This window comes from Vibrio sp. HB236076 (assembly GCF_040957575.1).
Classification (GTDB): domain Bacteria; phylum Pseudomonadota; class Gammaproteobacteria; order Enterobacterales; family Vibrionaceae; genus Vibrio.
In genome coordinates this window covers 2,046,644-2,070,507 of sequence record NZ_CP162601.1, presented here as the reverse complement: position 1 = coordinate 2,070,507, position 23,864 = coordinate 2,046,644, and the positions used below count along the sequence as shown (strand labels likewise).

Annotated in this window: 18 protein-coding genes and 5 tRNA genes; 12 read left to right on the top strand and 11 right to left on the bottom strand. The window is 48.4% G+C overall.

Annotated features, from left to right (window positions below):
* The first annotated feature begins 5 nt into the window (after positions 1-5).
* Both ppiD and AB0763_RS09115 read left to right on the top strand, forming a co-directional pair.
* A complete protein-coding gene (gene ppiD, locus AB0763_RS09120; protein ID WP_306100433.1) occupies positions 6-1,877 on the top strand; it encodes a peptidylprolyl isomerase in 1,872 nt (623 codons plus the stop codon).
* Between the two features lie 245 nt (positions 1,878-2,122).
* Positions 2,123-2,383 carry a ComEA family DNA-binding protein gene (locus tag AB0763_RS09115; RefSeq protein ID WP_306100522.1) on the top strand — a complete coding sequence of 87 codons (261 nt, stop codon included), beginning with the start codon at positions 2,123-2,125 and terminating at the stop codon, positions 2,381-2,383.
* Between the two features lie 134 nt (positions 2,384-2,517).
* On the opposite strand, the gene rrtA is transcribed toward AB0763_RS09115, so the two are convergent.
* The gene (gene rrtA / locus AB0763_RS09110) at positions 2,518-3,090 is read right to left on the bottom strand and encodes a rhombosortase (protein ID WP_306100432.1); all 573 of its coding nucleotides are present in this window, start codon (positions 3,088-3,090) and stop codon (positions 2,518-2,520) included.
* Between the two features lie 11 nt (positions 3,091-3,101).
* On the opposite strand from rrtA, the gene AB0763_RS09105 reads away from it, so the two are divergent.
* A complete protein-coding gene (locus tag AB0763_RS09105; RefSeq protein ID WP_306100431.1) occupies positions 3,102-3,725 on the top strand; it encodes a tRNA-uridine aminocarboxypropyltransferase in 624 nt (207 codons plus the stop codon).
* A 190-nt stretch (positions 3,726-3,915) separates the two neighbouring features.
* Here the strand turns inward: AB0763_RS09105 and AB0763_RS09100 are convergent, their stop codons facing one another.
* From AB0763_RS09100 to AB0763_RS09090, 3 genes are all read right to left on the bottom strand, one after another.
* Entirely contained in the window at positions 3,916-5,223 is a 1,308-nt protein-coding gene (locus tag AB0763_RS09100) for an anti-phage deoxyguanosine triphosphatase (protein ID WP_306100430.1), read from the bottom strand.
* 22 nt (positions 5,224-5,245) lie between these two features.
* A complete protein-coding gene (gene yfbR, locus AB0763_RS09095; RefSeq protein WP_306100429.1) occupies positions 5,246-5,830 on the bottom strand; it encodes a 5'-deoxynucleotidase in 585 nt (194 codons plus the stop codon).
* Positions 5,831-5,908: 78 nt separating this feature from the next.
* Positions 5,909-7,123, bottom strand: a complete 1,215-nt coding sequence (locus AB0763_RS09090) for a pyridoxal phosphate-dependent aminotransferase (protein WP_306100428.1) — start codon at positions 7,121-7,123, stop codon at positions 5,909-5,911.
* A gap of 214 nt (positions 7,124-7,337) precedes the next feature.
* Here AB0763_RS09090 and AB0763_RS09085 point away from each other — a divergent pair, with 214 nt between their 5' ends.
* Genes AB0763_RS09085 through AB0763_RS09060 form a run of 6 tightly spaced genes read left to right on the top strand, consistent with a single transcriptional unit; the run spans position 7,338 to position 14,685 of the window.
* On the top strand, positions 7,338-8,675 hold the full coding sequence (locus AB0763_RS09085) for an isochorismate synthase MenF (RefSeq protein WP_306100427.1): 1,338 nt from the start codon (positions 7,338-7,340) through the stop codon (positions 8,673-8,675).
* The gene (gene menD / locus AB0763_RS09080; protein WP_306100426.1) at positions 8,668-10,422 is read left to right on the top strand and encodes a 2-succinyl-5-enolpyruvyl-6-hydroxy-3-cyclohexene-1-carboxylic-acid synthase; all 1,755 of its coding nucleotides are present in this window, start codon (positions 8,668-8,670) and stop codon (positions 10,420-10,422) included. Before AB0763_RS09085 ends, menD begins: the two co-directional genes overlap by 8 nt.
* The gene (gene menH, locus AB0763_RS09075; RefSeq protein ID WP_306100425.1) at positions 10,419-11,252 is read left to right on the top strand and encodes a 2-succinyl-6-hydroxy-2,4-cyclohexadiene-1-carboxylate synthase; all 834 of its coding nucleotides are present in this window, start codon (positions 10,419-10,421) and stop codon (positions 11,250-11,252) included. The genes menD and menH overlap by 4 nt, the downstream gene beginning before the upstream one ends.
* Positions 11,253-11,290: 38 nt before the next feature.
* Positions 11,291-12,157, top strand: a complete 867-nt coding sequence (menB, locus tag AB0763_RS09070; RefSeq protein ID WP_306100424.1) for a 1,4-dihydroxy-2-naphthoyl-CoA synthase — start codon at positions 11,291-11,293, stop codon at positions 12,155-12,157.
* Positions 12,158-12,169: 12 nt separating this feature from the next.
* Positions 12,170-13,222 carry an o-succinylbenzoate synthase gene (menC, locus tag AB0763_RS09065; protein WP_306100423.1) on the top strand — a complete coding sequence of 351 codons (1,053 nt, stop codon included), beginning with the start codon at positions 12,170-12,172 and terminating at the stop codon, positions 13,220-13,222.
* Entirely contained in the window at positions 13,201-14,685 is a 1,485-nt protein-coding gene (locus AB0763_RS09060) for an AMP-binding protein (RefSeq protein ID WP_306100422.1), read from the top strand. Before menC ends, AB0763_RS09060 begins: the two co-directional genes overlap by 22 nt.
* Here the strand turns inward: AB0763_RS09060 and AB0763_RS09055 are convergent.
* Both AB0763_RS09055 and AB0763_RS09050 read right to left on the bottom strand, forming a co-directional pair.
* Positions 14,651-16,561, bottom strand: coding sequence for an MFS transporter (locus AB0763_RS09055; protein ID WP_306100421.1), 1,911 nt, complete (start codon positions 16,559-16,561; stop codon positions 14,651-14,653). The genes AB0763_RS09060 and AB0763_RS09055 overlap by 35 nt on opposite strands.
* On the bottom strand, positions 16,561-17,160 hold the full coding sequence (locus tag AB0763_RS09050; protein WP_306100420.1) for a TetR/AcrR family transcriptional regulator: 600 nt from the start codon (positions 17,158-17,160) through the stop codon (positions 16,561-16,563). Before AB0763_RS09050 ends, AB0763_RS09055 begins: the two co-directional genes overlap by 1 nt.
* 201 nt (positions 17,161-17,361) lie before the next feature.
* On the opposite strand from AB0763_RS09050, the gene AB0763_RS09045 reads away from it, so the two are divergent.
* Positions 17,362-18,231, top strand: a complete 870-nt coding sequence (locus tag AB0763_RS09045) for a Tim44 domain-containing protein (RefSeq protein ID WP_306100419.1) — start codon at positions 17,362-17,364, stop codon at positions 18,229-18,231.
* Between the two features lie 426 nt (positions 18,232-18,657).
* Here the strand turns inward: AB0763_RS09045 and AB0763_RS09040 are convergent.
* The 5 genes from AB0763_RS09040 to AB0763_RS09020 all read right to left on the bottom strand — a co-directional run bounded on the left by AB0763_RS09040 (position 18,658) and on the right by AB0763_RS09020 (position 19,415).
* Positions 18,658-18,742: transfer RNA gene (locus AB0763_RS09040), tRNA-Tyr, on the bottom strand.
* An 84-nt stretch (positions 18,743-18,826) separates the two neighbouring features.
* Positions 18,827-18,911, bottom strand: a tRNA-Tyr gene (locus AB0763_RS09035).
* Positions 18,912-18,994: 83 nt separating this feature from the next.
* Positions 18,995-19,079: transfer RNA gene (locus tag AB0763_RS09030), tRNA-Tyr, on the bottom strand.
* An 84-nt stretch (positions 19,080-19,163) separates the two neighbouring features.
* A tRNA-Tyr gene (locus AB0763_RS09025) sits at positions 19,164-19,248 on the bottom strand.
* Between the two features lie 82 nt (positions 19,249-19,330).
* Positions 19,331-19,415: transfer RNA gene (locus tag AB0763_RS09020), tRNA-Tyr, on the bottom strand.
* Between the two features lie 269 nt (positions 19,416-19,684).
* On the opposite strand from AB0763_RS09020, the gene AB0763_RS09015 reads away from it, so the two are divergent.
* Positions 19,685-20,740: an efflux RND transporter periplasmic adaptor subunit gene (locus AB0763_RS09015; protein WP_306100418.1), complete on the top strand. Its 1,056-nt coding sequence runs from the start codon at positions 19,685-19,687 to the stop codon at positions 20,738-20,740.
* A 10-nt stretch (positions 20,741-20,750) separates the two neighbouring features.
* On the top strand, positions 20,751-23,864 hold the full coding sequence (locus tag AB0763_RS09010; RefSeq protein WP_306100417.1) for a multidrug efflux RND transporter permease subunit: 3,114 nt from the start codon (positions 20,751-20,753) through the stop codon (positions 23,862-23,864).

Here is a 23,864-nt window from a genome sequence, read left to right as displayed (position 1 = left end):
ACAATATGATGGATCGGCTACGAGAAGGTGCAAATAGCATCGTGGTCAAAATAATCTTAGGTTTGATCATACTGGCCTTTGTCTTTGCCGGTGTGGGAAATTACCTGGTGAGTGGCAGTAATAACAACGTGGCTGAAGTGGGGAGCACCCCGATTACACGTCAAGACTTTGAGTCAGCCTACCAAAACCAACGCAGTCGCTTGCAGGCCCAAATGGGGGAGTACTTTGGTCAGCTCATGGCTCAACCAGGCTACGTCGATTCGTTGCGTCAGTCCGTACTGCAAGAAATGATTAACGACGCTTTGATGTTGCAACTTGCCGATGATCTCGGTCTTAAAATCAGTGACCAGCAAGTTCGTCAGGCGATTGTCGATATTCCCGCTTTCCAAAACGGTGGCCAATTTGACAAAGACACTTACCAAAGTGCCTTGCGTGTCAATGGCTATACCCCAGACTCTTTTGCCCAAGTGATGCGACGCAGTTTGTTGCAAGAACAGTTGACTCAAGCTTTGCAAAACAGTGAGTTCAGCTTACCTAGTGAGGTTAAGCAACAAGTGTCTCTATTGACGCAAACGCGTAACATCGAGCGTTTGACGATTACTGCTGAGCAATTTGCTGATCAAATTGAGTTGTCAGATCAAGATATTGAAGGGTATTACCAATCAAACCAAGAACAATTTAGCCGTCCTGAGCAGTTCAAATTGTCGTATATTGAGTTTTCTGCCCAAGGCCTACAATCGTCAGCTTCGGTGACAGATCAAGAGATAGAAGCTTATTATCAAGAGCATTTGTCTGATTTTACCAGTGAAGAGCAACGCCGTGTTCGTCATATTTTGTTCCGCGGCGATGACGCAGAACAACAAGCAGAAGCGGCGTTAAAAAAACTGCAAGACGGCGCCAACTTTGCTGAGTTAGCCAAGGCAGAGTCACAAGATGGCGGCAGTGCCACTAAAGGTGGTGACCTTGGTTGGATTGAAAAAGGCACCATGGCGCCAGAATTTGAGCAAGCTGCATTCTCATTGGCTAACGCTGGTGATTTATCGGGCGTTGTGAAAACAGATTTTGGTTATCACCTTATTCAGTTAGAAGAGATTAAAGCAGGTGATACTCAGCCACTTAGCGAAGTGCAAGAGCAGATCAAACAAGATCTCGTTGACAATCAAGTCGCGGATCAATACTACGACCTGCAAAATCAGATTGATCAGGCAGCGTTCGAATCGCCAGACTCTCTAGAAAGCGCGGCCAAGATTGCAGGAGTGAGTATTGAGCATACCGATTTTATCTCACAAGATGACCTGCCTGAGGTTCTTCAGTACCCGGCGGTTGAACAAGCACTTAACAGTGATGAGGTAAAACTCCAGGGTCTAAACTCAGCAGCGATTGAAATTGGCGCTGAGCATATTGTTGTCGTACGAGTTGACGATAGTCGTGAAGCGACGGTCTTGCCACTTGAAGAAGTCAAACCACAAGTGATAGAGCAGTTGAAGGCACAAAAGTCACTTGATAAAGCAGAAGAACTGGCGTCTCAGTTGGTTGAGGGCTTAGCACAAGGTGACGATAGTTTATTGGCAGAGCACCAGTTGGCCTTTGGCGATTTAGAGACCATTGATCGCCGTTCGCCATTAGCTAATGATGTCTTCGCGATGAAAAAACCGCAAGATGGCAAGCCAACCTTTACTCAGTCTGAAGATCAGCAAGGTAATGTCGTTGTGATTAAGCTCGAGGGCATCGGAACCTCTCAACAGCAAGTTGATGAGTCCCGCTATGCCGAACAGTTGACGCAGAGCTTACTGCAGCAAGATCTGACGGCACTCATCACCGCGTTGCGTGCCGATACTGATATCGATGTGTATTTGACTTCAGAGAGTGATCAGTAAGACAAAAACTAGGTAATCGGTATGTTGCTAAAGAGGGGTTGCATTTGCAGCCCCTTTTGTTTTTGTCTCGTGCGCCTGGGGAGTTTCGCCGCTTCGACATAAGCTGAATACGGTTTCAAAAAAAGGAGAACCGTATGAAAAAACTGACTCTATTAAGCGCGATGTTCACTGTGGTATTGGCTTCAAATGCCGTGGCTGACAGCATGGAAAACCAAGCTGTATCAGCGATTCAGTCACCCGTTGATGTGGTGGCCAACACGCAAGTGAATCCGACTATTAACCCGGTGGATAAAACGCTACAAGGCATTGAAGTGACAGTGAATATCAATCAAGCTTCAACTCATGAACTGGCGACGTTACTCACCGGGGTCGGGGAGAAAAAAGCGCAGCGTATCGTTGATTATCGAGAGTTGAACGGCCCGTTTACCAGTGTCGACAGTTTAACGCAAGTGAAGGGAATCGGCCCGGCGTTGTTGGCTAAAAACCGCCAACGGATAACGTTATAATTTTTATTCCTTAGCCAAATGGCGCTACCGCCCCGTTTGGCTGAGGTTTTCCCCTTTCCATGGTGAGTACATACTTACCTTGTCATTGCCCCCCATTGAATAACAGACGACAAACCGATGACTAGGAGTAGCGCTTATTGTCGCTTGGTCATTGATTTAACGACAGAGTAGAGCCCGGATGTGCCCCCTTGATGGCTAAACAGCGCTAGGGCAAATCCACACACCATACCGACTAAATGCGCGTTGATCGCAACTGACGCCTCAATCCATTGCTCCGTCAGTGCTGAAGCCCCATACCATTGCTCCCAACCCACCTTTAACACTATCGCTAAGCACAGTAGGCTGCTACTGCGTTGACCCCTGCGCCACTCGTTTGCGCTACTGTATGCCCACAAATAATGCAATACCCCAGACAGACCGACGTATTGTTGCATGTCGGTGAGTAGTAAGCCGAGCCCTACGCAGCAGGCACCGGATAACAGCAACAGCGTTATTTGGCGAGGTGACCAACGAAAGACAAAACACATAAGCCACAGAGCCGATATATTCATCGCCCAGTGGGTGATATTGGTATGGATAACGTTTCCTGTTATTATCCGCCACCACTGTCCTTGCGCGATCAGTAAGTGAGACCAGAATAACTCGTTTGCTATACTTGGCAATTGAGCGATCAAGCTGAACAAGGTAAAGAAAAAGGCGATAATCATAGAGGTATTGGATGTCCCGATATTGTCCGGCGTGTTACAAAGCCCGAAAAGCGTGTATTTGTGCGTCAATCACACCGCTACAAGCACAAACAAAATTAGTGATATTACAGCACCATACTGAGACGTCGCAAGCGTTGGCGACGGCGCCAATCTTAGAGTTGAGCTTAGACTCTTGCCAAGTGCTCGTCGGGGAAGATTTTACCGATAACGCGATGTTAAATACACTACTGACTAACCCGAGTTACCATTGTGTCCTGTTATACCCAAGTGAGCAGTCGGTGGCGCTGGGTCAGTCTTTCTCTTCGGCAGAGCACCAGGGCAAGGCATTGTGTGTGATATTGCTCGATGGTACTTGGAAAAAAGCTTACAAAATGTGGCGCCTGTCGAGTAACCTACATTCACTGCCAAGCGTGTGCTTACCCGAGGGGTTATGCGGTGACTATCGCTTGCGCAAAGCGCCGAAAAGCCACTATTTATCGACGGTTGAGGCCGGTTATCACCTTTTGTCGTTGCTAGAGCCCGACAACGACTTTTCACCGCTATTACACTCTTTTAATCAGATGATTGATTTTTATATGTCACAAATGCCACCAGAGGTATTGGCGTCACATTATGGTTTAGAGCAATCGGATTAATACAAATCCTCTTAAGTCGTTTTTAATGGAAAAATGCAGGCAAAACTTAACAACAAGGCGCGGTTTTTTGTATAGCCGCAATCTTAAGCTTGGCTCTACAAGTTGCTTTGTGACGCAGTTATCGAGTTTTTAACCCGCTTGAGTGGTCGGCACCCCAGCGAGTTTGGTGTTAACGATGCCAAGCAATGCGTTAGGAGAAAAGCTTTTGATGTAAGCTCTCCGCTTGCCGGTCAGTCAGCGATGAGATGTAATCGGCGATGGCTCTCATTCCTAGCCCTTTTTCTTCTGCGCGTTGCCAGGTTAATTTGGCCGCTTGAGGCAGCAGGCGCTCAGGGTTGGCGGCAAATACTTCAAAGACATCCATAATCACTTGTTGACCGCGATATTCGACGATTTGAACTTGAGGGATATGCACCACATTCTCACTGACAAATTGCTTTAAAATCTCCAATGTCTGGGCCATCGATGGGTCCAACTTCGCGTTGTAGCTAAGCAGTGGACTGATAAACTCTTGGTCGACAAAATCGATACGGATGCTGGTAAGCAGGGCATTGACCATACCGCCGATGGCATCTTTACGCTGAAAGTGCTGCCCGGAGAACAACATGTCGGTCATCGAATGAATGTGCTGCCTAAACCAGGAATCCCCACCGGTGGTAATTGGCTCTTCTACGCCTGCTTGCCATTGCGCTCGCGTCACTAGCCCTAAGACGATCGCGTCTTCAAGATCGTGGATCCCATAGGCGATATCATCAGCCAACTCCATAATAGAGCAATCCAGGGATTTAAACCGAGTTTTGCCGTGTTCTGTCGCGGTCGGTGCCAATAACAACTTTTGAAACAGGGCTTGGTCTTGGTCACATAAAGGATCCAATACCCATTCAAGTCGCTTGCTATCGCATTGGTATATGCCTTTCGCTGGTGCCCATTGCTCGGCTTTTAATTGGCGTCGATTCTCTGGTACGGGGTAGCCTTGGGTCGCGTTGACTTTGTCGATTAAAGCGGGGTATTTGAGTAGGCCAAGTTGGGTGCGGCGCGCCAAGTTCATCCCGTAGTATTCCGTGTAAGGCTCTAGTCGCGTCACGATGCGAAATGTCTGCGCATTGCCTTCAAAGCCGCCGTGGTCTCTCATCATAAAGTTCAGTGCGATTTCACCGCCGTGGCCATATGGTGGGTGTCCAATGTCATGAGCGAGACACAAAGAGTCGATAAGGCTAGTCGAAGGCAGTACATCTTGATATTGGGGCTGTTTTTTTTTCAGTTGAGCGACAATGCCTGAGCCAAGTTGGGCCGCTTCCAGTGAGTGAGTTAACCGCGTGCGGTGAAAGTCGTCTAAGTTTGTTCCCAATACTTGAGTTTTCGATTGCAAGCGGCGAAAGGCGGCGGAGTGAAGAATACGCGCTCGATCTCGTTGATAGGGACTGCGGTGGTCATCGCGGCGAATCTTGTGTTCGTCGTTGTGCCTTTCTTGCCAAAGTGGGTGTAAATTAAACTTCAAAGGCGTCTCCTGTTAGGAACAATTAACTGATTTCATCTAAAGAAAGACTAAAACTGGGCACAAAGGTGGCCAAAAAATAATCCATTTCGTCGCTGCGCCGTTCTTCAAGTGTGATTTCTAAGCGTTTTTTTGCCAATTCAAATTCGTGATTACCCGCTCGTAATTCTTCTAAGCATTTTAAGTACGCACACAGGGTGTCAGCTTGTTTAACGATTTTATGCTCGGGGACAGAAACATCGGTCGAACACACAAAAGGGGCGAAGTCGTCTTGAAACTCCTCAGGTAGCATAGAGAGCAATTTTTTCTCGGCAGCGGTCTCAATCTTTTTGTATTCTTTGGCAATATCTGGGTTGTAGTATTTTATTGGTGTTGGCAAATCGCCGGTCAGTACTTCGCTGCTGTCGTGGTACATGGCGAGTAAGGCCACTCGTTCGGGGTTGATGTCGCCGGCAAACTTTTTGTTTTTGATCAATGCCAAGGCGTGAGCGACGAAGGCAACTTGTAAGCTGTGTTCAGAGACGTTTTCTTTTGTTACAGACCGCATAAGAGGCCAACGTTGAATGAGCTTCATACGCGACAAGTGAGCAAAAAAGTGACTTTGTTTCATAAGCTCTCCTCAAACCGAAAAACGGACAAGTTACAGCATAACTTGCCCGTTGAGCAGAAGAAAGCGTTGTTAGTGCACTTATTGTCGATAAGTGCTTAAGAAACGCTCAAAACGACCAATGGCGGCTTCAAGGTCTTCAACATAAGGCAAAGTCACAATGCGGAAGTGGTCCGGTTTGGGCCAGTTAAAGCCGCTGCCTTGTACTAAGAGCACTTTTTCTTGGATTAAAAAGTCCAATACCATCTTTTGGTCATCGTGAATATTGTACTTTTTAGTGTCTATTTTGGGGAATAAATACATCGCGCCTTTGGGCTTGACACAAGAGACGCCGGGGACTTGGTTGATAAGCTCCCACGCTCGATCGCGTTGCTCAAGTAGGCGGCCACCGGGTAAGATCAGCTCGTTGATACTTTGATAACCTCCGAGCGCAGTTTGAATGGCGTGTTGCATGGGGACATTGGCACACAAGCGCATAGACGATAAAATTTCTAATCCGCTAATGTAGCCCTGAGCCAAATGCTTAGGCCCGGTTAAAAACATCCACCCTCCGCGAAAACCACATACGCGATAGGCCTTTGAGAGACCATTGAATGTGACCACCATGACGTCTTCGGTGAGCGTTGCAACCGAGGTGTGTGTGGCACCGTCATAAAGAACTTTGTCATAGATTTCATCAGCAAAAATAATCAAGTTGTGCTGGCGGGCGATTTCGATGACCTCGAGTAAAAAGTCGCGACTGTACACTGCCCCGGTCGGGTTATTGGGGTTAATCAGAACAATTCCCCGCGTTTTGCTGGTAATTTTTGCTTTGATATCGTCGAGGTCCGGGAACCAATCAGCTTGCTCGTCACAGATGTAGTGGACGGCTTTGCCGCCGGAAAGTGAGACGGCAGCCGTCCACAGCGGGTAGTCTGGGGCCGGGACCAACATTTCGTCGTCATTGTTTAACAGGGCTTGCATCGCCATGACAATCAATTCTGATACGCCATTGCCGATATAAACATCTTCCACATCTAAACTGCGGATTCCCTTGCGTTGGTAGTGTTGCACGACGGCTTTTCGGGCGGAGTAAATGCCTTTTGAATCGCCATAACCTTGTGACGTCGGTAGGTTACGGATCACGTCAACTAAGATCTCATCCGGGGCATCAAAGCCAAAAGGGGCGGGGTTACCGATATTTAGCTTTAGAATTTTATGCCCTTCTTCCTCCATGCGTTTAGCATGTTTGAGCACTGGTCCTCTAATGTCGTAGCAGACATTGTTGAGTTTGGATGACATCTCAATATTTTGCATTGCTTTACTCATAAAATAAGGTGTATTTCTTTATCAAAATACAGCAAAAAGCCTTTTTTTAGAATAAAAATCCATGTTTTTCTTAAAAGCTGAGGTTAAAGCAAAAAAGTAAGTGGTTGTAACACGCAAAAAGTCAACAAAGATTGATTTAGATGAATATTTGTCGTGTAAAGAGCCTTTACTATGAGCCATGGTCACACAGTGGGGGAGTGTTATGGCATTTCAGTTGTTTATCGCCGAGCAAATACAGTCTTTACAAAGGTTGCGTCAAAGAGCGGTGTTCTTATCCGCTCCTTGGATTGCAAAAGAGAGCGGTAGGGTTTGCAGTGCAGTGCAAACTGAGGTACAGCGGACTGAGATGTTACAGGCACTACAATCCCTGCCTTGTTACCCAAAGTGGTTTTGGCAAGACAGAGACCAACGAGACATGGTGATCGCCTGGGGACAGACCGAGGGTGTTCGTTGGTTTTCTCAATCAGAAGCGTCCGCTCACTCCACTGAGCGCGACTCCTCCTTACCGCCTAAATATTGGTGTTTTTTTCCTTTTGATCCACAACAGCCCGGATTGCAAGTACAGGCCGAGGTTGAGATTCGCTTTTCTTCCCGGTATAGGTCGTTGACGGTTCAGCCCGGAGCCAATATTGACTCGGTGATCGCTGCACTGAGATCTTTGCTTGTTGAGGGCACCTTGTCTACTTCGCGCCTGCCAGTCAAACTCATTGAACAGCGCCATTGCCCAACGTGGCCACAATGGCAGAAAGAAATCGAGCACGCGCAACAATGGTTACAACACGGCCAACTCGACAAGGTGGTGTTGGCGCGCAAAACCACCTGGAAAACGGCAAACTCAATATGTCCCTATGCACTATTGCTGGCCAGTACTCAGTACAATGCCCAGTGTTATCACTGGCTGTTTGCTTTTTCTGCTGATCAAACCTTTATTAGTGCGACTCCTGAGCGACTGCTGCGTCGTCGTCATCGATATTTAACCACGGAAGCACTGGCGGGTACATCACCGCTCGGTTTTGAGCCGAAAGGGCAGTGTTGGTCGCAATGGTTGATAGACGATGACAAAAATAATCGTGAAAATCAGTGGGTGGCTCAGGATATTCAACAACAACTGGCCGGGTTAGTTGAGTCATTTGACATTGGTGATTGCGAATTATTGGCCCTCTCCTCTTTACAGCATTTGCGCCGGCCTATTCGCGCAACGCTACACCAAGAGGTACCAGATAGAGCTCTGGTCGCGCGCCTGTCACCCACCGCGGCCGTTGCAGGTTACCCTCGAAGTACAGCGTTAGACTTTATCCGTCGTGTCGAACCTTTTGAACGCCAATGGTATGCCGGTTGTTTTGGGTATTATCAAGGTCAGCACAGTGAATTTACCGTCGCCATCCGCTGCGCAGAAATTACCCCCCATCAAATTGACTTTTATGCTGGAGCGGGAATTGTTGAGGGGTCAGATGCAGAGCAAGAATGGCATGAGTTAGATCGAAAATTGACCTCGCTCACGCAATTGTGCCGTGCCAAACACGAGGCAGCTCATGGCTAAATGGCAGACCCAAAAAGCAGAACAGGCTTCCTCACTGGTAAAGAGTCACCAAGTGAGTATCAACCAAAGTTGGGCTAGGGCTTTACTTGGTGTTTTACAAACTCAAGGTATTCAGCATATGTGCTTTGCACCCGGATCTCGTTCGACACCTCTGGTCACCGAAGCCGATGCACTGGGTTTTGCAATGCATGGCCATTTTGATGAGCGCGGGTTGGGTTTTTTCGCCTTGGGTTTAGCCAAAGCCACCGGCCAACCCGTTGGCGTAATTGTGACTTCTGGGACCGCGGTCGCCAATTTGTTGCCGGCGGTGATTGAGGCAAAACTGACGGATGTTCCCTTGATCTTGCTCACCGCCGATCGACCAGTGGCTTTGACGCAGTGCGCTGCCAATCAAGCGATTGTTCAAAAAGGGATCTTTTCTCATTACTTGACTGGGGAGTTATTACTGCCGGAGCCGAGTGACGGCGCATCACTGATTTGGATGCTAACTCAACTTGAATATCACTGTTTTAGCCAGCGTCAAAACCCTGGCCCTCTGCATATTAACTGCCCATTTTCTGAGCCTTTGTACGGGCCAATCGATGACAGCGTGCTTCAGCATTGGCAAGACGTTTACCAGCATTGGCAGCGAGGTGGTAGAGCGTATCGCCATGCTGTGGTCGACAAGGCGGTGACTGGTCACTCTGAGCTGACTATAGAAATACCGTGCGGCGAGGAGGCTTTTGGCGTGGTAATCATCGGCGATGTGTCGTTGGAGCAAGCCCATCACATTGCAAAGTGGGCACAGTCTCTAGGGTGGGTATTGTTGTGCGATCCTCAATCGGGCCTAAGTAGTGCTTGGTGTCATTACGATGTTTGGTTAAATGGTACTAAGGCGTGGCAATGGCTCAACCAAGCCAGTGTGGTGGTGCAATTTGGTCATCGGTTAGTGTCGAAAAATTTGCAGCAATGGCTGGCACAGTGCTCGTGTCCTTATTGGTTGATAAGCGACGAAAAGCGCTTAATTAGCCCTAACTTAGCACCGACTAATCGAGTCTTGGCAAACAGTTTGGCTTGGCTAACCGCCAATCATCACTTTGTCGCAACTTCATCCCCTATACCGCAAGCGCTACGGGAAGTCTCACTGCATGCAGAGCAAGCGTTGTATCAAGAACTGCAGCGTGACGTCAGCCTCGATGAATTTTCACTCGCCCACTGGCTAACCGATATCTCTGTGGTTAAATCGCTGTTTGTCGGTAACAGCTTAATGATTCGCATGCTGGATAAAGTGACCCGCCTGCCTTATTGCCAAGTGTGGACTCAAAGAGGCGCATCTGGAATCGATGGTTTGCTGTCTGGCGCGTGTGGTATTGCCCGAGGAACCGGGGAAAAACAATTGACAATTGTTGGGGATACATCGGCATTGCACGATCTCAACGCTTTAGACTTGTGGCGAGATAGCAAGACACCACAGGTTATCGTGATCGTCAATAACGACGGCGGAGCGATATTTGATTTTTTACCCGTTAAGACCACACGAAGAGACGCTTTGTATCGTTTGCCACATCATTTGAGCTTTGAGCATGCCGCTTGGCAATTTGGTTTGCAGTATTACCGGGCCGATAACATTCAAGCGTTCAACAACGTGGTTGAAGGGCATTTCGCGTCGGGACAAGGCGTGTTACTGGTCGAAGTCCCTTGTCTGCCTGGCGGGGCTAAAGCGCGTGTCGACCGTTGGTCTTATTGCGTGTGTGAGGAAATAAGATGACGCTAGCCTGTGAGTTTCACCCACCAATAAGGGACGGGCATGACGGGGTTTTATTGGTCGCATTGCATGGCTTGTGGGGTGATAAAAGTGAATTTTCTCCGATTGCCGATGCCCTCAGGCACTGGGCTTGGCTTGGTATCGATTTACCCGGCCACGGCCAAAGCAAAGGCGTGCAAGTTACCAGTTTAGCGCAGACTTGTGAACGAGTCTGTCAGGCGTTGGCTCCTTATGCTTCTTTTCGTCTTGTGTTACTCGGGTATTCCTTAGGAGCACGAGTGGCACAATACGGGCTGGCGATGCAGCTTTGGCCGGATAACCTGCTTGGCGTCATCGCTGAAGGGGGACATTTAGGCCTGACAAGTGAAAGTGAGCGCAAGCAACGCGCCATTCATGACCATCAATGGGCGGAACGCTTTTGTCGTTACCCAATAGAGACGGTGTTGGCGGCTTGGTATCGCCAAAACGTGTTTGCCACGCTTTCTTGTGGGCAACGGCGCGCGCTAATCGAGAGGCGAAAGCACAATGATGGTCGCGCCGTCGCGCAGATGTTGCTGGCGACTTCGTTGGCCACTCAGCCCAACCTCGGGCCCTATTTAAGCGTTCATCAAGACCTTTTGCATGTCTTATGCGGCGCCAATGATCAAACGTTTTGCCGGTTATATACCCGCAGACTATGGCCATTTTCAACCCTTGCTAATGCAGGTCACAATGCCCACCGCGATAACCCTCAGGGCTTTGCTTCCTTGATTCATGGCCGGGTGACTCAGTGGGTAAGAGGGGCAACCGTTAGTGAATTCAATGGTTTTGACAAGGTGATGTCGGTTAACTAACGCGACAATGTAATGTAACGAGGAAAAGGTATGGTGTTATGAGTCAAACGGTAGGTATGAGCGAACAAAGCCTTTACGCCCCGATTAAGTGGCAGCCATCGGCAATAGCGTATCAAGATATTTTGTATCACACTTCTGAAGAGGGCATCGCCAAAATTACCATCGCACGCCCGTCAGTCCACAATGCATTTCGGCCACAGACGGTAAAAGAAATGATCGCCGCTTTATCGGTGGCCCGCTACGACCCCAATATTGGTGTAATTATTTTTACCGGCCTTGGCGATAAGGCATTTTGTTCTGGGGGCGATCAAAAAGTGCGTGGCGATTATGGCGGTTATCGCGATGAACAAGGGACACATCATTTAAATGTTTTGGATTTACAGCGTGATATTCGCACTTGTCCAAAGCCGGTTATCGCATCGGTCGCCGGTTGGGCGGTAGGCGGTGGCCATGTGCTTCACATGATGTGCGATTTAACCATTGCCGCAGACAATGCCCAATTTGGTCAAACTGGTCCGAAAGTGGGCTCTTTTGACGGCGGTTGGGGCGCTTCTTACATGGCGCGTATTGTCGGCCAGAAAAAAGCGCGTGAGATTTGGTTTTTGTGTCGTTTCTATGATGCGCATGAAGCTTTGCAAATGGGGTTGGTCAATACGGTGGTTCCCTTGGCGAATTTAGAGCGAGAAACCGTGCGCTGGTGCCGAGAAATACGCCAGCACAGCCCGATGGCTCTGCGCTGTTTGAAGGCGGCGCTCAACGCCGATTGCGATGGTCAAGCTGGGCTACAAGAGTTGGCGGGCAATGCCACTATGCTGTTTTATATGACAGAAGAAGGTCAAGAAGGACGCAATGCGTTCAACGAAAAGCGCCCACCGAATTTTGATCGCTATCCACGCAATCCCTAATGCTGAGAAGTCATGGTGATTACCGAAAAGAAAGCGTCGTTGTGGCGCTATTGTATACCTTTTAAGAGGCAAGGTGTTGTTGAACCGGCGCGTTTTGGCGACCAAGGTGTGACTTATCGTAGCGGGTTAGTGGTCGAGCTTTGGCAAAGTGGGCGGCAAAGCCTCGCTGAGATTGCCCCTTTGCCGGGTTATAGCCAAGAGTCTCTCACGCAGGCCACCGTTCAGGCAAAGCGGCAATTGAGTTTGTGGGTTCAGCATCAGCCCATGTTGTTCGAACACTTATATCCCTCAGTTGCATTTGGTTTATCCATGGCATTACACGAAGGGAAGCAGCCATACTCACGTCTGCATCTAGGAGAGACGGCGCGTTTAATTGGCTCGGATGAACTGGGCTATCCCCAGGAAGTTCAATGTCAATGTGGGGGGCTAAGTACCCCGTGTGAGGCGTCAGTAGCGAGGCAAGATCACAGCGTGGTTGGCTGCGCCAAAATCAAACTCGGTCGACAGCGATTAGTGGTCGATATTGAACGAGTTAAAGCCGCGCTCAATCACGTGAGTGTATTGCGCATTGATGTGAATCGCAGTTGGTCACTCGATGATGTCATGACTTTTAGCCACGCGTTTAACCCTTCACAGCGCGAGCAGATTGAATGGGTTGAGGAGCCATGTACTCGCTTAGCAGACAGCATACAGTTTGCCCGTCAAACCGGTTGGCCGTTGGCGTTGGATGAAAGTTTACATGGACAAAAACCCTCTCGACAATCTCGCTGGGTGAGCGCGTTGGTGCTAAAGCCCACCTTGATCGGCAGTCTGGAACGCTGCCGACAGTGGGTTGATGTGGCTAACCAGCATCAACAAAAATGGATGCTAAGCTCTAGCTTGGAATCCAGCCTTGGTCTTAACCAAATTGCACGGTTATCCGAGCAATGGCAAGCACCGGCAGTTGCAGGCTTAGATACCTTTGATAGGTTCAATCATCAGGTTATCCGACCTTGGCCTTTGTGTGAGAAGCCCGTGTTGGCCTTAGAAAAATTGGAGAAGATATGGACCAGTACGGTTGTCTAGCCTCTGCGTTGATTCAAGAAAATGCGCCTAATCGTTATCACCCCAAAAGCGAGGCTCAAGCATGTAAACGAGTGTACCTTACTTATCCGGCAATGGAAGTGGATGGTATCTATTACAGTGGCGAAGAGGTGGGTAAGAAAGTTCAAAATTATCAAAGACAATTAAACGTTCAGGGCGTAAGAGCCAATCAGGTGGTGATGGTGGTCTGTCGTCATCAGCCTCAAGTGGTGTGGTTTTATTTGGCGATGTTGTCTATCGGCGCAGTGACGGCGTTTGTTGCCCCTCAGACTCATGCTCAATTGGCGGATAAAGCCGAGCAACTGTTTGCTTCTGGGGCGGTAAGGTGGTTTTGGTCCCCCGATGGTGATATGGCGCTGCCTAAATGCCCCCTCTTGCGACTAAAGGATGAGTTACCCTGCCAAATCCAGGATCACGATACGAGTAGTCAAGCCGACCACGGCACGCGAGGGGGGCATTTTAATCTTAATGTTATTGCCAGTTTGGTGTTTACCTCAGGCAGTACTGGGCAGCCAAAAGCGGTTGCTCACAGTTTGGCACAGCACCTTGAATGTGCTCAAGCCGTCAATCAGGCTCTGCGATTTGACTCAACCAGCCGCTGGTTGGTCAGCTTACCTTTTTATCACGTGTCGGGCTTGGCTTTGATTCATCGCTGTTTTCTGGCCAATGCGACTTTGGTCTTCGGCCGCGATTGGCAACAGTACTTGCCTTGTTGTAGTCATGTTTCTATGGTCGCGACTCAATTATTGACTTTGTTGTCTTCACCTCGTTTGCTTGAGAGTTTGCCTTGTGTGCTACTTGGCGGTAGTTCGATTCCAGAATCCTTGTTACCTTTACTAAGGGAGCGTGGTTTACAAGATTGCGTTTGGCTTGGCTATGGGATGACAGAAAGCGCGTCGACGGTCACACTTGGGCGCTTGGCAAGTGAGGGAACGTCAGGACAACCATTGTGGCGAAGAGAGGTACGCTTAAACGAGCAGATCATTGAAATAAAAAGCCCGAGTCTTGCGATGGGCTATTATTATCAAGGTCAGCTAACCCCGTTATCTGACCCAGGTTCATGGTGGCAGAGCAGTGATTTAGGGTGTTGGCAGAATCAGCAACTCAAGGTTCTTGGCCGGCGTGATAATGCCTTTATGTCTGGTGGTGAAAATATTCATTGTGAAGAGATCGAGCGCACCTTGCTCAATCATCCCGACATTGATCGCGTGATGGTGTTTGCCGTGGCAGATGAACGCTATGGCGCTCGGCCTGTCGCGGTCTACTCGGGCAGGGTTAATCTGGCACAGTTAACGCCGTGGCTGCAACAGCACCTCGAAAAATTTAAGTGCCCAGAGCATTATGCCTTGATGCCATCTTGGGCGGTGTCTTCACCGGTGAAAATACCGAGATACCGTTTAAAAAATTGGCTTAAAGTGAATCGCCCTGATTGGACCTTGCTTTAGAAGGCGTTTCAGGCGCGGCTAAGTGTTGTAATAAAAGATGGTGTAATTGATGGCGATGTGTCTCGGTTGCAGACTGCATCTCACAAAGGGTCATCTCTATACGCGGGCGAGTGGGTTTGGGTACTCCGCGACACGCACGGCCGCGGTAGCGACTAAAATAACTGCCCCATAAGCCGTTAATCGCAATAGGTAAAACAGGCGGCTGGCTGCGCGATAAAATACTATCGAGCCCGCGCATGAAAGGTTGTAAATGGCCATCAGGCGTCAGACGTCCCTCTGGGAACAGGCACACTAATTCGCCCTTATTTAAAGCCTGTTCAATCTCTGCCATCGCTTGACGGACACTGCCTTTTTTCTGGGCTGAAATCGGGATCACACCGGCGTTTTTCAATACGCGCCGAATGGGGGCAAACGTGGTGTATTCTTGCTGCATGACAAAGCGAATACGGCGAGGGGTGAGGGTGGTGATCAGGAGCGCGTCTAGGTAACTGACATGGTTGGCAATGATCAGCGCGCTGCCTTGTTTGGGCAGGCGATCAAGATGCTGAATGCGAATTCGATAACACAGTTTGAGCAACAGTTGAACTAAGTAACGGAGCACAGTGATCGGCTCACGGTAGCAAAGCGCAATGGCGAGCAACAGGTTACCCGCTGCAAGTAAAGTAAACAAAGCGGTAATCGTGCCGTTAAACAGCCCCAAAAATAGCATGCCCACAATGGCGCTCGCGACCATAAATAAGGCGTTGTAAATATTGAGAGCCGCAATGACTTGAGAGCGGCGGTCTGCTTTGGCACGAGTTTGCAGCTGTGTGTAAAGCGGCACAATAAATAGCCCGCCACTGACGCCCATGACAAAAATCGCCGTAAATAGCCCCCAGAGCTTGGCAGTGAACATAAACGTCAGTGTTTGCGTAAATACTGGCAAAACTTGAGAAATCGATTCCGATTGAAGACTAAAATACATCCCGCTTAATCCCATCAGTAACATGCCAAGTGGCGCGAGTGCCGGCTCGATAGCCTGTTGGCAAATACGTGCACACAGCATAGAGCCCGTGGCAATACCAATGGAAAACAACGCCAATAGAAAAGAAACCGCACCTTGTGGAGCGTGAAGATACTCTTGGGTGTAATTGGGAAACTGGGTGAGGTAGGTGGCGCCTAAAAACCAAAACCAACTGATAGAAAGCGCAGGAGTAAGCAAAGACTTTGACGCGTGTAAATCTTTAAGCGTCCGTTTTGTATCGCGTATCGGTTGCCAGCGAAATGGGCGTAGTTTTCCTACACTGGGCGCTGGGGGAATAAAGTAACTGCACACGTAGCCCATCAAGGCGCACAGAAATACGGTAGTGGCGGCGATGATATAAGCGCTGTGATTTGAGGCGATGACACCGGCGACAATGGTTCCGGTTAAAATGGCGATAAAGGTGCCCATTTCAACCCACGCATTGGCGCGGGTGAGTTGATTTTCCGCGAGGTGCTGAGGCAAAATCGAGTACTTGACTGGGCCAAAGAATGCCGACTGGGTGCCCATCAAAAAGAGTAAAAACAACAAAATGCGATAATCATGGGTGAGAAAGCCCACGGCCCCACAGGCCATGATCAACACCTCTAACAATTTTATTAGGCGAATGTAGTGAGATTTATCCCATTGATCAGCCAGCGTACCGGCAGTGGCTGAGAAGAGAAAAAAAGGCAAAATGAACAACCCAGCGGCTAGATTAATAAAGACATCGGCATCGATTGGCAAGGTATCGATAGGGGCAAAAGCCACAAACAACAACAGGACATTCTTAAAGACGTTGTCGTTAAAGGCACCGAGAAACTGGGTGGTAAAATAGGGTAAAAAGTGTTGTTGGCATAAGAAAGAGCGACTCATCACAATGACCAATTTTGCAGGTATTGCTCGATGAGATTATCAATTAAGTGCTCACCATTGACGGGGCTCGAGGTGAAAAACTTGTCGTCAACACTGAGTAAAGTAATGCCGTGTACCCCAGACCACAGTACGCGACTGGCTTCAAGAACCTCTTGGTCACTGCGCTGTGGCGATAAAGCGTGTAATAAGGTCTCGAGTAGCGTCATCATAGTCTCAATACGCTGACTTTGCCATTGGGGTAATTCATCCCCTTGCATACTGTGTTCAAAAATCAACTGCCAGTGGTTGGGATGGGCTTTGGCAAAGTCGTGATAACAATGAGCAATAGCCAGTAACGCTTGTTTGGGGTTATCACTGTGTTGTTGACTGGCGGTCAGGGCCAGTTGCGATAATTTGTCGAGAGTGCGGGCAATGCCGTGCAGTAAGAGTAAGTTATAACTGCCAAACACATTAACCAAGGTACTCGGAACATACCCAATCAGCGAAGCGAGCTTGCGTAAACTCAATTCGCGGTATGAATGAGTGGTTAAAAATTGATCTAAGGTCTGTAAGGTGAGCTCTGTCAATTCTTCTCGGGTGTGGTCATTGCGTCTTGCCATTAAAAACTCTCATATTGAACATTGTTCATTATAATAGGTTAACTGCACTTTATTCGTCAACCGGTGGGCCGGTGACCCATTTTGCTCTTTTTATCATCAATCGCAATATTCTGATACAAAGCATTGCCGTGTATCTACTTTCAAAACAATTCATTAAGGGTATTATAAACTTGTCTTAAACCAATAATGAATGGGTCAGTTATGAAGAAGTTATTTGCTTTTGTCGCTTTACTGATGGTATCAGTGGCGACCACTCCTGTGGTCGAAGCGAAAAAGTTTGGCGGCGGTAAGTCGTTTGGTAAATCGTTTAAAACTGCACCGGCGCCAAAACAGGCGACGCAGAATACCAGCACGTTAAACGGCAAAAATACCGCAGCAGCCAACAGCAGTAAAAAAGGCTTAATGGGAGGCTTGCTGGGCGGTCTTTTAGCCGGTGGGCTTTTGGCGGCTTTCTTTGGCGGTGCGTTTGAAGGTATTCAGTTTATGGATATCTTAATTATTGGTCTGGTGGCCTTTTTGATCTTTAAGTTAATGCGCGGTTTACTTGGCGCGAAACAAGGCAGTATGAATCAGCAACACCGCGCACAGCCGGCTTTTGGTGGCCAGAATTCGCCTAAGTTTGAGCAGCATAACTTTGAACAGCCACAGGCAACACAAACCGGTGGAATGGGATTTGGTGCTGCCACGGATGTTCCGCATAACTTTACTCCGGGTTTTGATCATGCGGCTTTTGTCAATGGTGCACGCGAACACTATCGCATCATTCAAGGTGCTTGGAACCACAATCAATTAGAGACGATTGAAGAATACGTATCGGCCAGTTTATTCGCTGAGCTAAAAGAAGAACGCGCGAAACTCGGCGGTGAGCAACACACCGACGTTATGTACGTCGATGCGGAAATTGTTCGTGCCGATCACGATGCCAATAAGGCGCAAATCAGTTTGCAGTTTAGCGGACGTTATCGCGATGCGGTTGAAAATGTTGAGGAAGACATAACTGACGTTTGGCATTTAGAGCGTGACCTGAGCCAAGATAACGCACCGTGGTTGATTGTCGGTATTCAAGCGTAACAATAAACCATCCATTGTCTATGATCAAAAGCCTTGCGGTTTATACGCGAGGCTTTTTTGCTCCTGTTGTAAACCCGATCTCTCATTTCAGAGCCGCGGGTGTCGTGGTCGACTAGAGTGGGGGAAATAGTGCTGGGCACTGGATCTGCTGTGGTTAGAGAGCGTTGGGGGTCAAGGTGATACCCATCGGGTTATACCAATCTGATTAAGCCTGTGGTCAATGATGGCGCAGGATCAAACCTTGAGAACCAGGCAACCTTTTTGCGTACAAAGTTAGGCATCTACGTCGTTATTCTACATGTGATTTTCTTAATGGCGTTATTGAGTTTTTAACCAGAGAAGGTGACCAGCTATTTAGTTAGATTGGTAAGCATGGTTATGGCGCTTTAGACGAAAAAAAACCAGCACATGGCTGGTTTTTTTATATGGTGGAGGGGGACGGATTCGAACCATCGAAGGCAGTGCCGGCAGATTTACAGTCTGCTCCCTTTGGCCACTCGGGAACCCCTCCGGGGGTTTTATCCTTGCTTTTGGTTTTCTCAACACGAAAAGCAAGCGCGCTTATCAATAAAAAGGATTATTGCTAAGCAAAATATGGTGGAGGGGGACGGATTCGAACCATCGAAGGCAGTGCCGGCAGATTTACAGTCTGCTCCCTTTGGCCACTCGGGAACCCCTCCAGGGGTTTTATCCTTGCTTTTGGTTTTCCCAACACGAAAAGCAAGCGGCTTATCAATAAAAAGGACTATTGCTAAGCAAAATATGGTGGAGGGGGACGGATTCGAACCATCGAAGGCAGTGCCGGCAGATTTACAGTCTGCTCCCTTTGGCCACTCGGGAACCCCTCCAGGGATTTTTATCCTTACTTTTGGTTTTCCCAACACGAAAAGCAAGCGGCTTATCAATAAAAAGGACTATTGCTAAGCAAAATATGGTGGAGGGGGACGGATTCGAACCATCGAAGGCAGTGCCGGCAGATTTACAGTCTGCTCCCTTTGGCCACTCGGGAACCCCTCCAGGGGTTTTTATCCTTACTTTTGGTTTTCCCAACACGAAAAGCAAGCATGCTTATCAATAAAAACTATTGTTAAGCGAAATATGGTGGAGGGGGACGGATTCGAACCATCGAAGGCAGTGCCGGCAGATTTACAGTCTGCTCCCTTTGGCCACTCGGGAACCCCTCCAGGAATTTTTATACTTAATCCAATGCCTTCCCAACGCATTGCTCAAGTGCGGAGCGCATCATAACAAACTGTTTTGGGCTGTAAAGTGTTTTTCCGGTGTTTTTGTGTTAACTGCTGCCTTTTTCGGCGCTGGTGAACAAAACTTGTTAAGTCTGTCGTTTAATTAAGCATGTGATGCGGTAAATAAGTGTAAATAAACGCAACTTAAAGTGAGACACATAACAAAAGCTTGTTATGATAGCTAAAACTTATCATTCAGGTATATGGATATGAAAGCCCTGTTGTTTACGAGTCTCTTTTTTTGTGTATTTCGCGTATTTGCTGCTGTACCTGTGGTGGTCGAACCGGTTGAGTCGAGGCCATTGACTCCGACGTTAGGTTTGATAGGTCATCTACAGGCCAAGCAATCGGTGGTGGTGTCATCGGTGGCAACCGGGCGAGTGATTGATATTTTAGTTGAAAATAATCAGTCGGTTGAAAAAGGACAGCCTCTTATCCTACTTGAATCTTCCAAACAGCAAGCCCTGTTAGCACAAGCCAAAGCGACGTTGGGCGATCAGAAACGGCGTTTGAATGAATTTGTTAAACTTCAAAAGCGCAATGCGATCACCCAAAGTGAATTAGAAACGCAAAGAGCGCAGGTCGCCATCGCTCAAGCTCAATACGACTCCGCTCTTGTCGATGTTGAGGACCGAGTGGTAAAAGCCCCTTTTAATGGGCAACTTGGCTTGATTGATTTTAGTTTAGGTCAGTGGATCAATACCGGCAGTGCGGTGGCAACGCTCGACGATTTGTCGTCGATGCAACTCGATATTGCTGTCCCTGAGCGTTATTTGTCGTCGCTGGCGATTGGTATGCCAGTCAGTGCGATGACGCAAGCTTGGCCCGGACAACGTTTTGTAGGTGAAGTGGTGGCGATTGACAGTCGAGTCGATACCGAAACACTGAACGTACGGGTTCGCGTTCAGTTTGACAACCCTGAAAGACGTCTTAAAAGCGGTATGTTAATGGATGCCGAGGTCCATTTCCCTGCAGTGACTGCCTTATCGATTCAGCCAAAAGCCCTGCAATACGCGGGCACGGAGCGTTATGTGTACCGTTTAACGGACGAACAGACTGTGCAAAAGACTCAGGTTTGGATTGGCGATACGATTGAAGATCGGATTGTGGTTGAGAAAGGGTTGCAAGTTGGTGATCAGGTGGTGGTTCAAGGAACGATTAATTTACGCGATGGGGTTGAAGTCATGCCCAGAGTCGCCATGCCAGTAACCTCTTCACAGAGCGAGGTGATACCCGAGAGTACCCCGTTGACTATGAGCAATTAGGAGAATCGCCATGATATTGTCTGATATTGCTGTCAAACGCCCGGTGTTGGCGATTGTACTGAGCGCCTTGTTGTGTGTGTTTGGTTTGGTGTCGCTGTCCAAATTAGCCGTACGAGAAATGCCGGATATTGATAATCCGGTGGTGTCGATCATGACGCAATACAGTGGCGTATCGGCGACGATTATGGAACAACAAGTGACAACGGTTCTTGAAGATCAAATCTCTGGCATACGAGGCATTGATGAGATCACGTCGACTTCTCGCAACAACAACTCTCGCATTACGGTGACCTTTGAGATTGGCTACGATCTCCAAGCGGGGATGAGTGATATTCGCGCCGCGGTTGACAGAGCGCGCAGTGCTTTGCCTGAACAAGCCGATGATCCACAGATTTTTCAGAACGACGGCAGTGGTGAGCCTTTAGTCTACGTTAACGTGCACTCTAGTGGTCTCGACCGTACGCAACTGACGGATTATGTTGAGCGTATATTGACTGATCGCTTCTCACTGCTCGATGGGGTGAGTTCAGTCGATGTGTCTGGCGGGCTGGAAAAAGTGATGTATGTCGAGTTACGCCCACAAGCGATGGCGGGTCGCGGTGTCACGATCAGCGATATTGTCAATGCGCTTAATCGAGAGAATTTAGAAAGCCCTGGTGGTCAAGTTCGCAATGACAGTACGGTCATGACGGTGCGAACAGCGCGTAATTATCAAAGTGCACAAGATTTTCAGTTTATGGTGGTCAAGCGCAGTGGCAGCAATCAAGCCGTGTACTTGAAAGATGTCGCCAACGTCTACATTGGCGCGAAAAACGAAGATTCACTTTTTCGCAGTGACGGTATTGTCAATGTCAGTTTAGGTATTGTGGCACAAACCAGTGCCAATCCTTTACAAGTGGCTAAATTAGTCCGTCAGCAAGTCGCTTTAATTAAGCCATTTTTACCCGCGGGGACCGAAATTGCCATTGACTATGATTCAACGGTATTTATCGAACAATCGATCAAAGAAGTCAATCAAACCCTGTTGATCACAGCCCTTGTCGTTATCGTGGTGTTGTATTTGTTTTTAGGTCAAATTCGCGTGACTTTGATCCCGGCGGTGACGGTGCCGGTATCGCTGATCAGTGCCGCAATCATCGCCTATTGGGCGGGCTATTCCATCAACTTAATTACCTTGATGGCCTTTATTTTGGCGATTGGTTTGGTGGTCGATGACGCGATTGTGGTGGTGGAAAATGTCTATCATCATATTGAACGCGGTGAATCTCCCTTGTTGGCGGCTTTTAAAGGCACGCGTGAAGTGGGTTTTGCCGTCGTCGCCACTACGATTGTCTTGGTAATGGTCTTTTTGCCAATTGCTTTTATGGATGGTTTAGTGGGGCTGATTTTCACTGAGTTCGCCATGATGCTGGTGGCGGCCGTAATTTGTTCGTCGTTTATTGCTCTGACCTTGACTCCGGTGCTCGGCAGTTGGTGGTTAAAACCGTCTCAGACGCCTTCTCGCTTTCATCAAGTCATCGATCGCATGATTGATAAGCTCACCCATTTGTACAAAAAAGCGCTAGCCGTGGTCATTCTGCGGGCGTGGTTTGCCCCATTAGTGATTCTTGCGTGCATTGCGGGGGGGTATCAAATGATGCAGCAAACCCCAACAGAGCTCACACCGCAAGAAGACCGTGGCGTGCTCTTTGCCTTTGTACGAGGTGCCGATGGTACCAGTTTTGAACGCATGTCTGAGAATATGGCTGAAGTCGAGCAAAGATTGATGCCGATGTTAGGGCAAGGCGTGCTTAAGTCGTTTAGTATTCAAACCCCTGCTTTTGGCGGCCAAGCCAGTGATCAGACGGGGTTTGTTATTATGATTTTGGAAGACTGGCAAACACGTACGACCTCGGCGCCAGAGGCGTTAAAAATGATCCGCCAATCCATGAGCGGGATTACCGATGTGCGTTTTCGCGTCTTTATGCCCGGGTTTCGAGGTCGGCCAAGTGGGCCTATTCAAGTCAGTATTGCCGGCTCAGATTACCCCACCTTGTACCATTGGGCGCAGCAGTTAGAGCAAGCGGCCAACCAATCGGGGTTAATGACGGGCGTCGATATCGATTATTCGGAAAACAGTCCAGAGCTCTTGGTGAATATTGATGTTCAACGCGCGTCGCAGTTGGGGATCGCAGTTCAAGATGTCTCACAAACCCTTGAGGTATTGCTTGGTGGTGCTTCACAAACGACGTTTGTCGAAGACGGTCAAGAGTATGATGTTTACTTGCGAGCCAATGAAGATAAATTCAACAGCCTTAATGATTTAAGTCAGATTTATTTACGTACTCAACAAGGGCAAGCTGTGAGTTTAGACACCATAGCGCACATTGAACCGGTCGCCGTGGCCAATAAATTGACTCACGATGAAAAGAAAAAGTCGATTGTGGTTGATGCCAATTTGGCGGCGGGAGTGGACCTGGGTCAAGCACTGGGCTTTTTGGAGCAATACGCCAGTGAACATTTTCCCGCCAATGTGAGTTTGGGGTATCAAGGCGAATCGAAGGATTTTAAAGAGAATCAGTCGCGCATGTGGGTGACGTTTGTTCTGGCCTTGGTCGTCGTGTATTTGGTGCTGGCTGCGCAATTTGAAAGTTTTATCAACCCGTTAGTGGTGATGCTGACGGTACCTTTGGGGCTCTTTGGCGGTTTTGCTGGTTTAGTGATTATGGGGCAAGGGTTTAATATCTACAGCCAAATTGGCATGATCATGTTGATCGGCATGGTGACCAAAAATGGCATTTTAATTGTGGAGTTTGCCAATCAGTTACGCGATAGAGGTATTGAATTTGAAAAAGCCATCGTTGATGCTGCTGCGCGCCGATTGCGGCCCATTTTAATGACCGCGACGACCACAGTCGCAGGCGCTGTGCCACTGTTGCTCTCGACTGGGGCAGGTTATGAAAGCCGAATCGCGGTGGGGACGGTGATCTTTTTTGGTATGTCGGTCGCGACCTTAATTACTTTATTTGTTATTCCGGCCATGTACCGTTTATTATCGCGACATACCAAATCACCGGGCTTTGTCGCAAAACAACTCGACCTAGCCCGTCAAAAAGACACCAAAACGCGAGTGGGTCATGGTTAA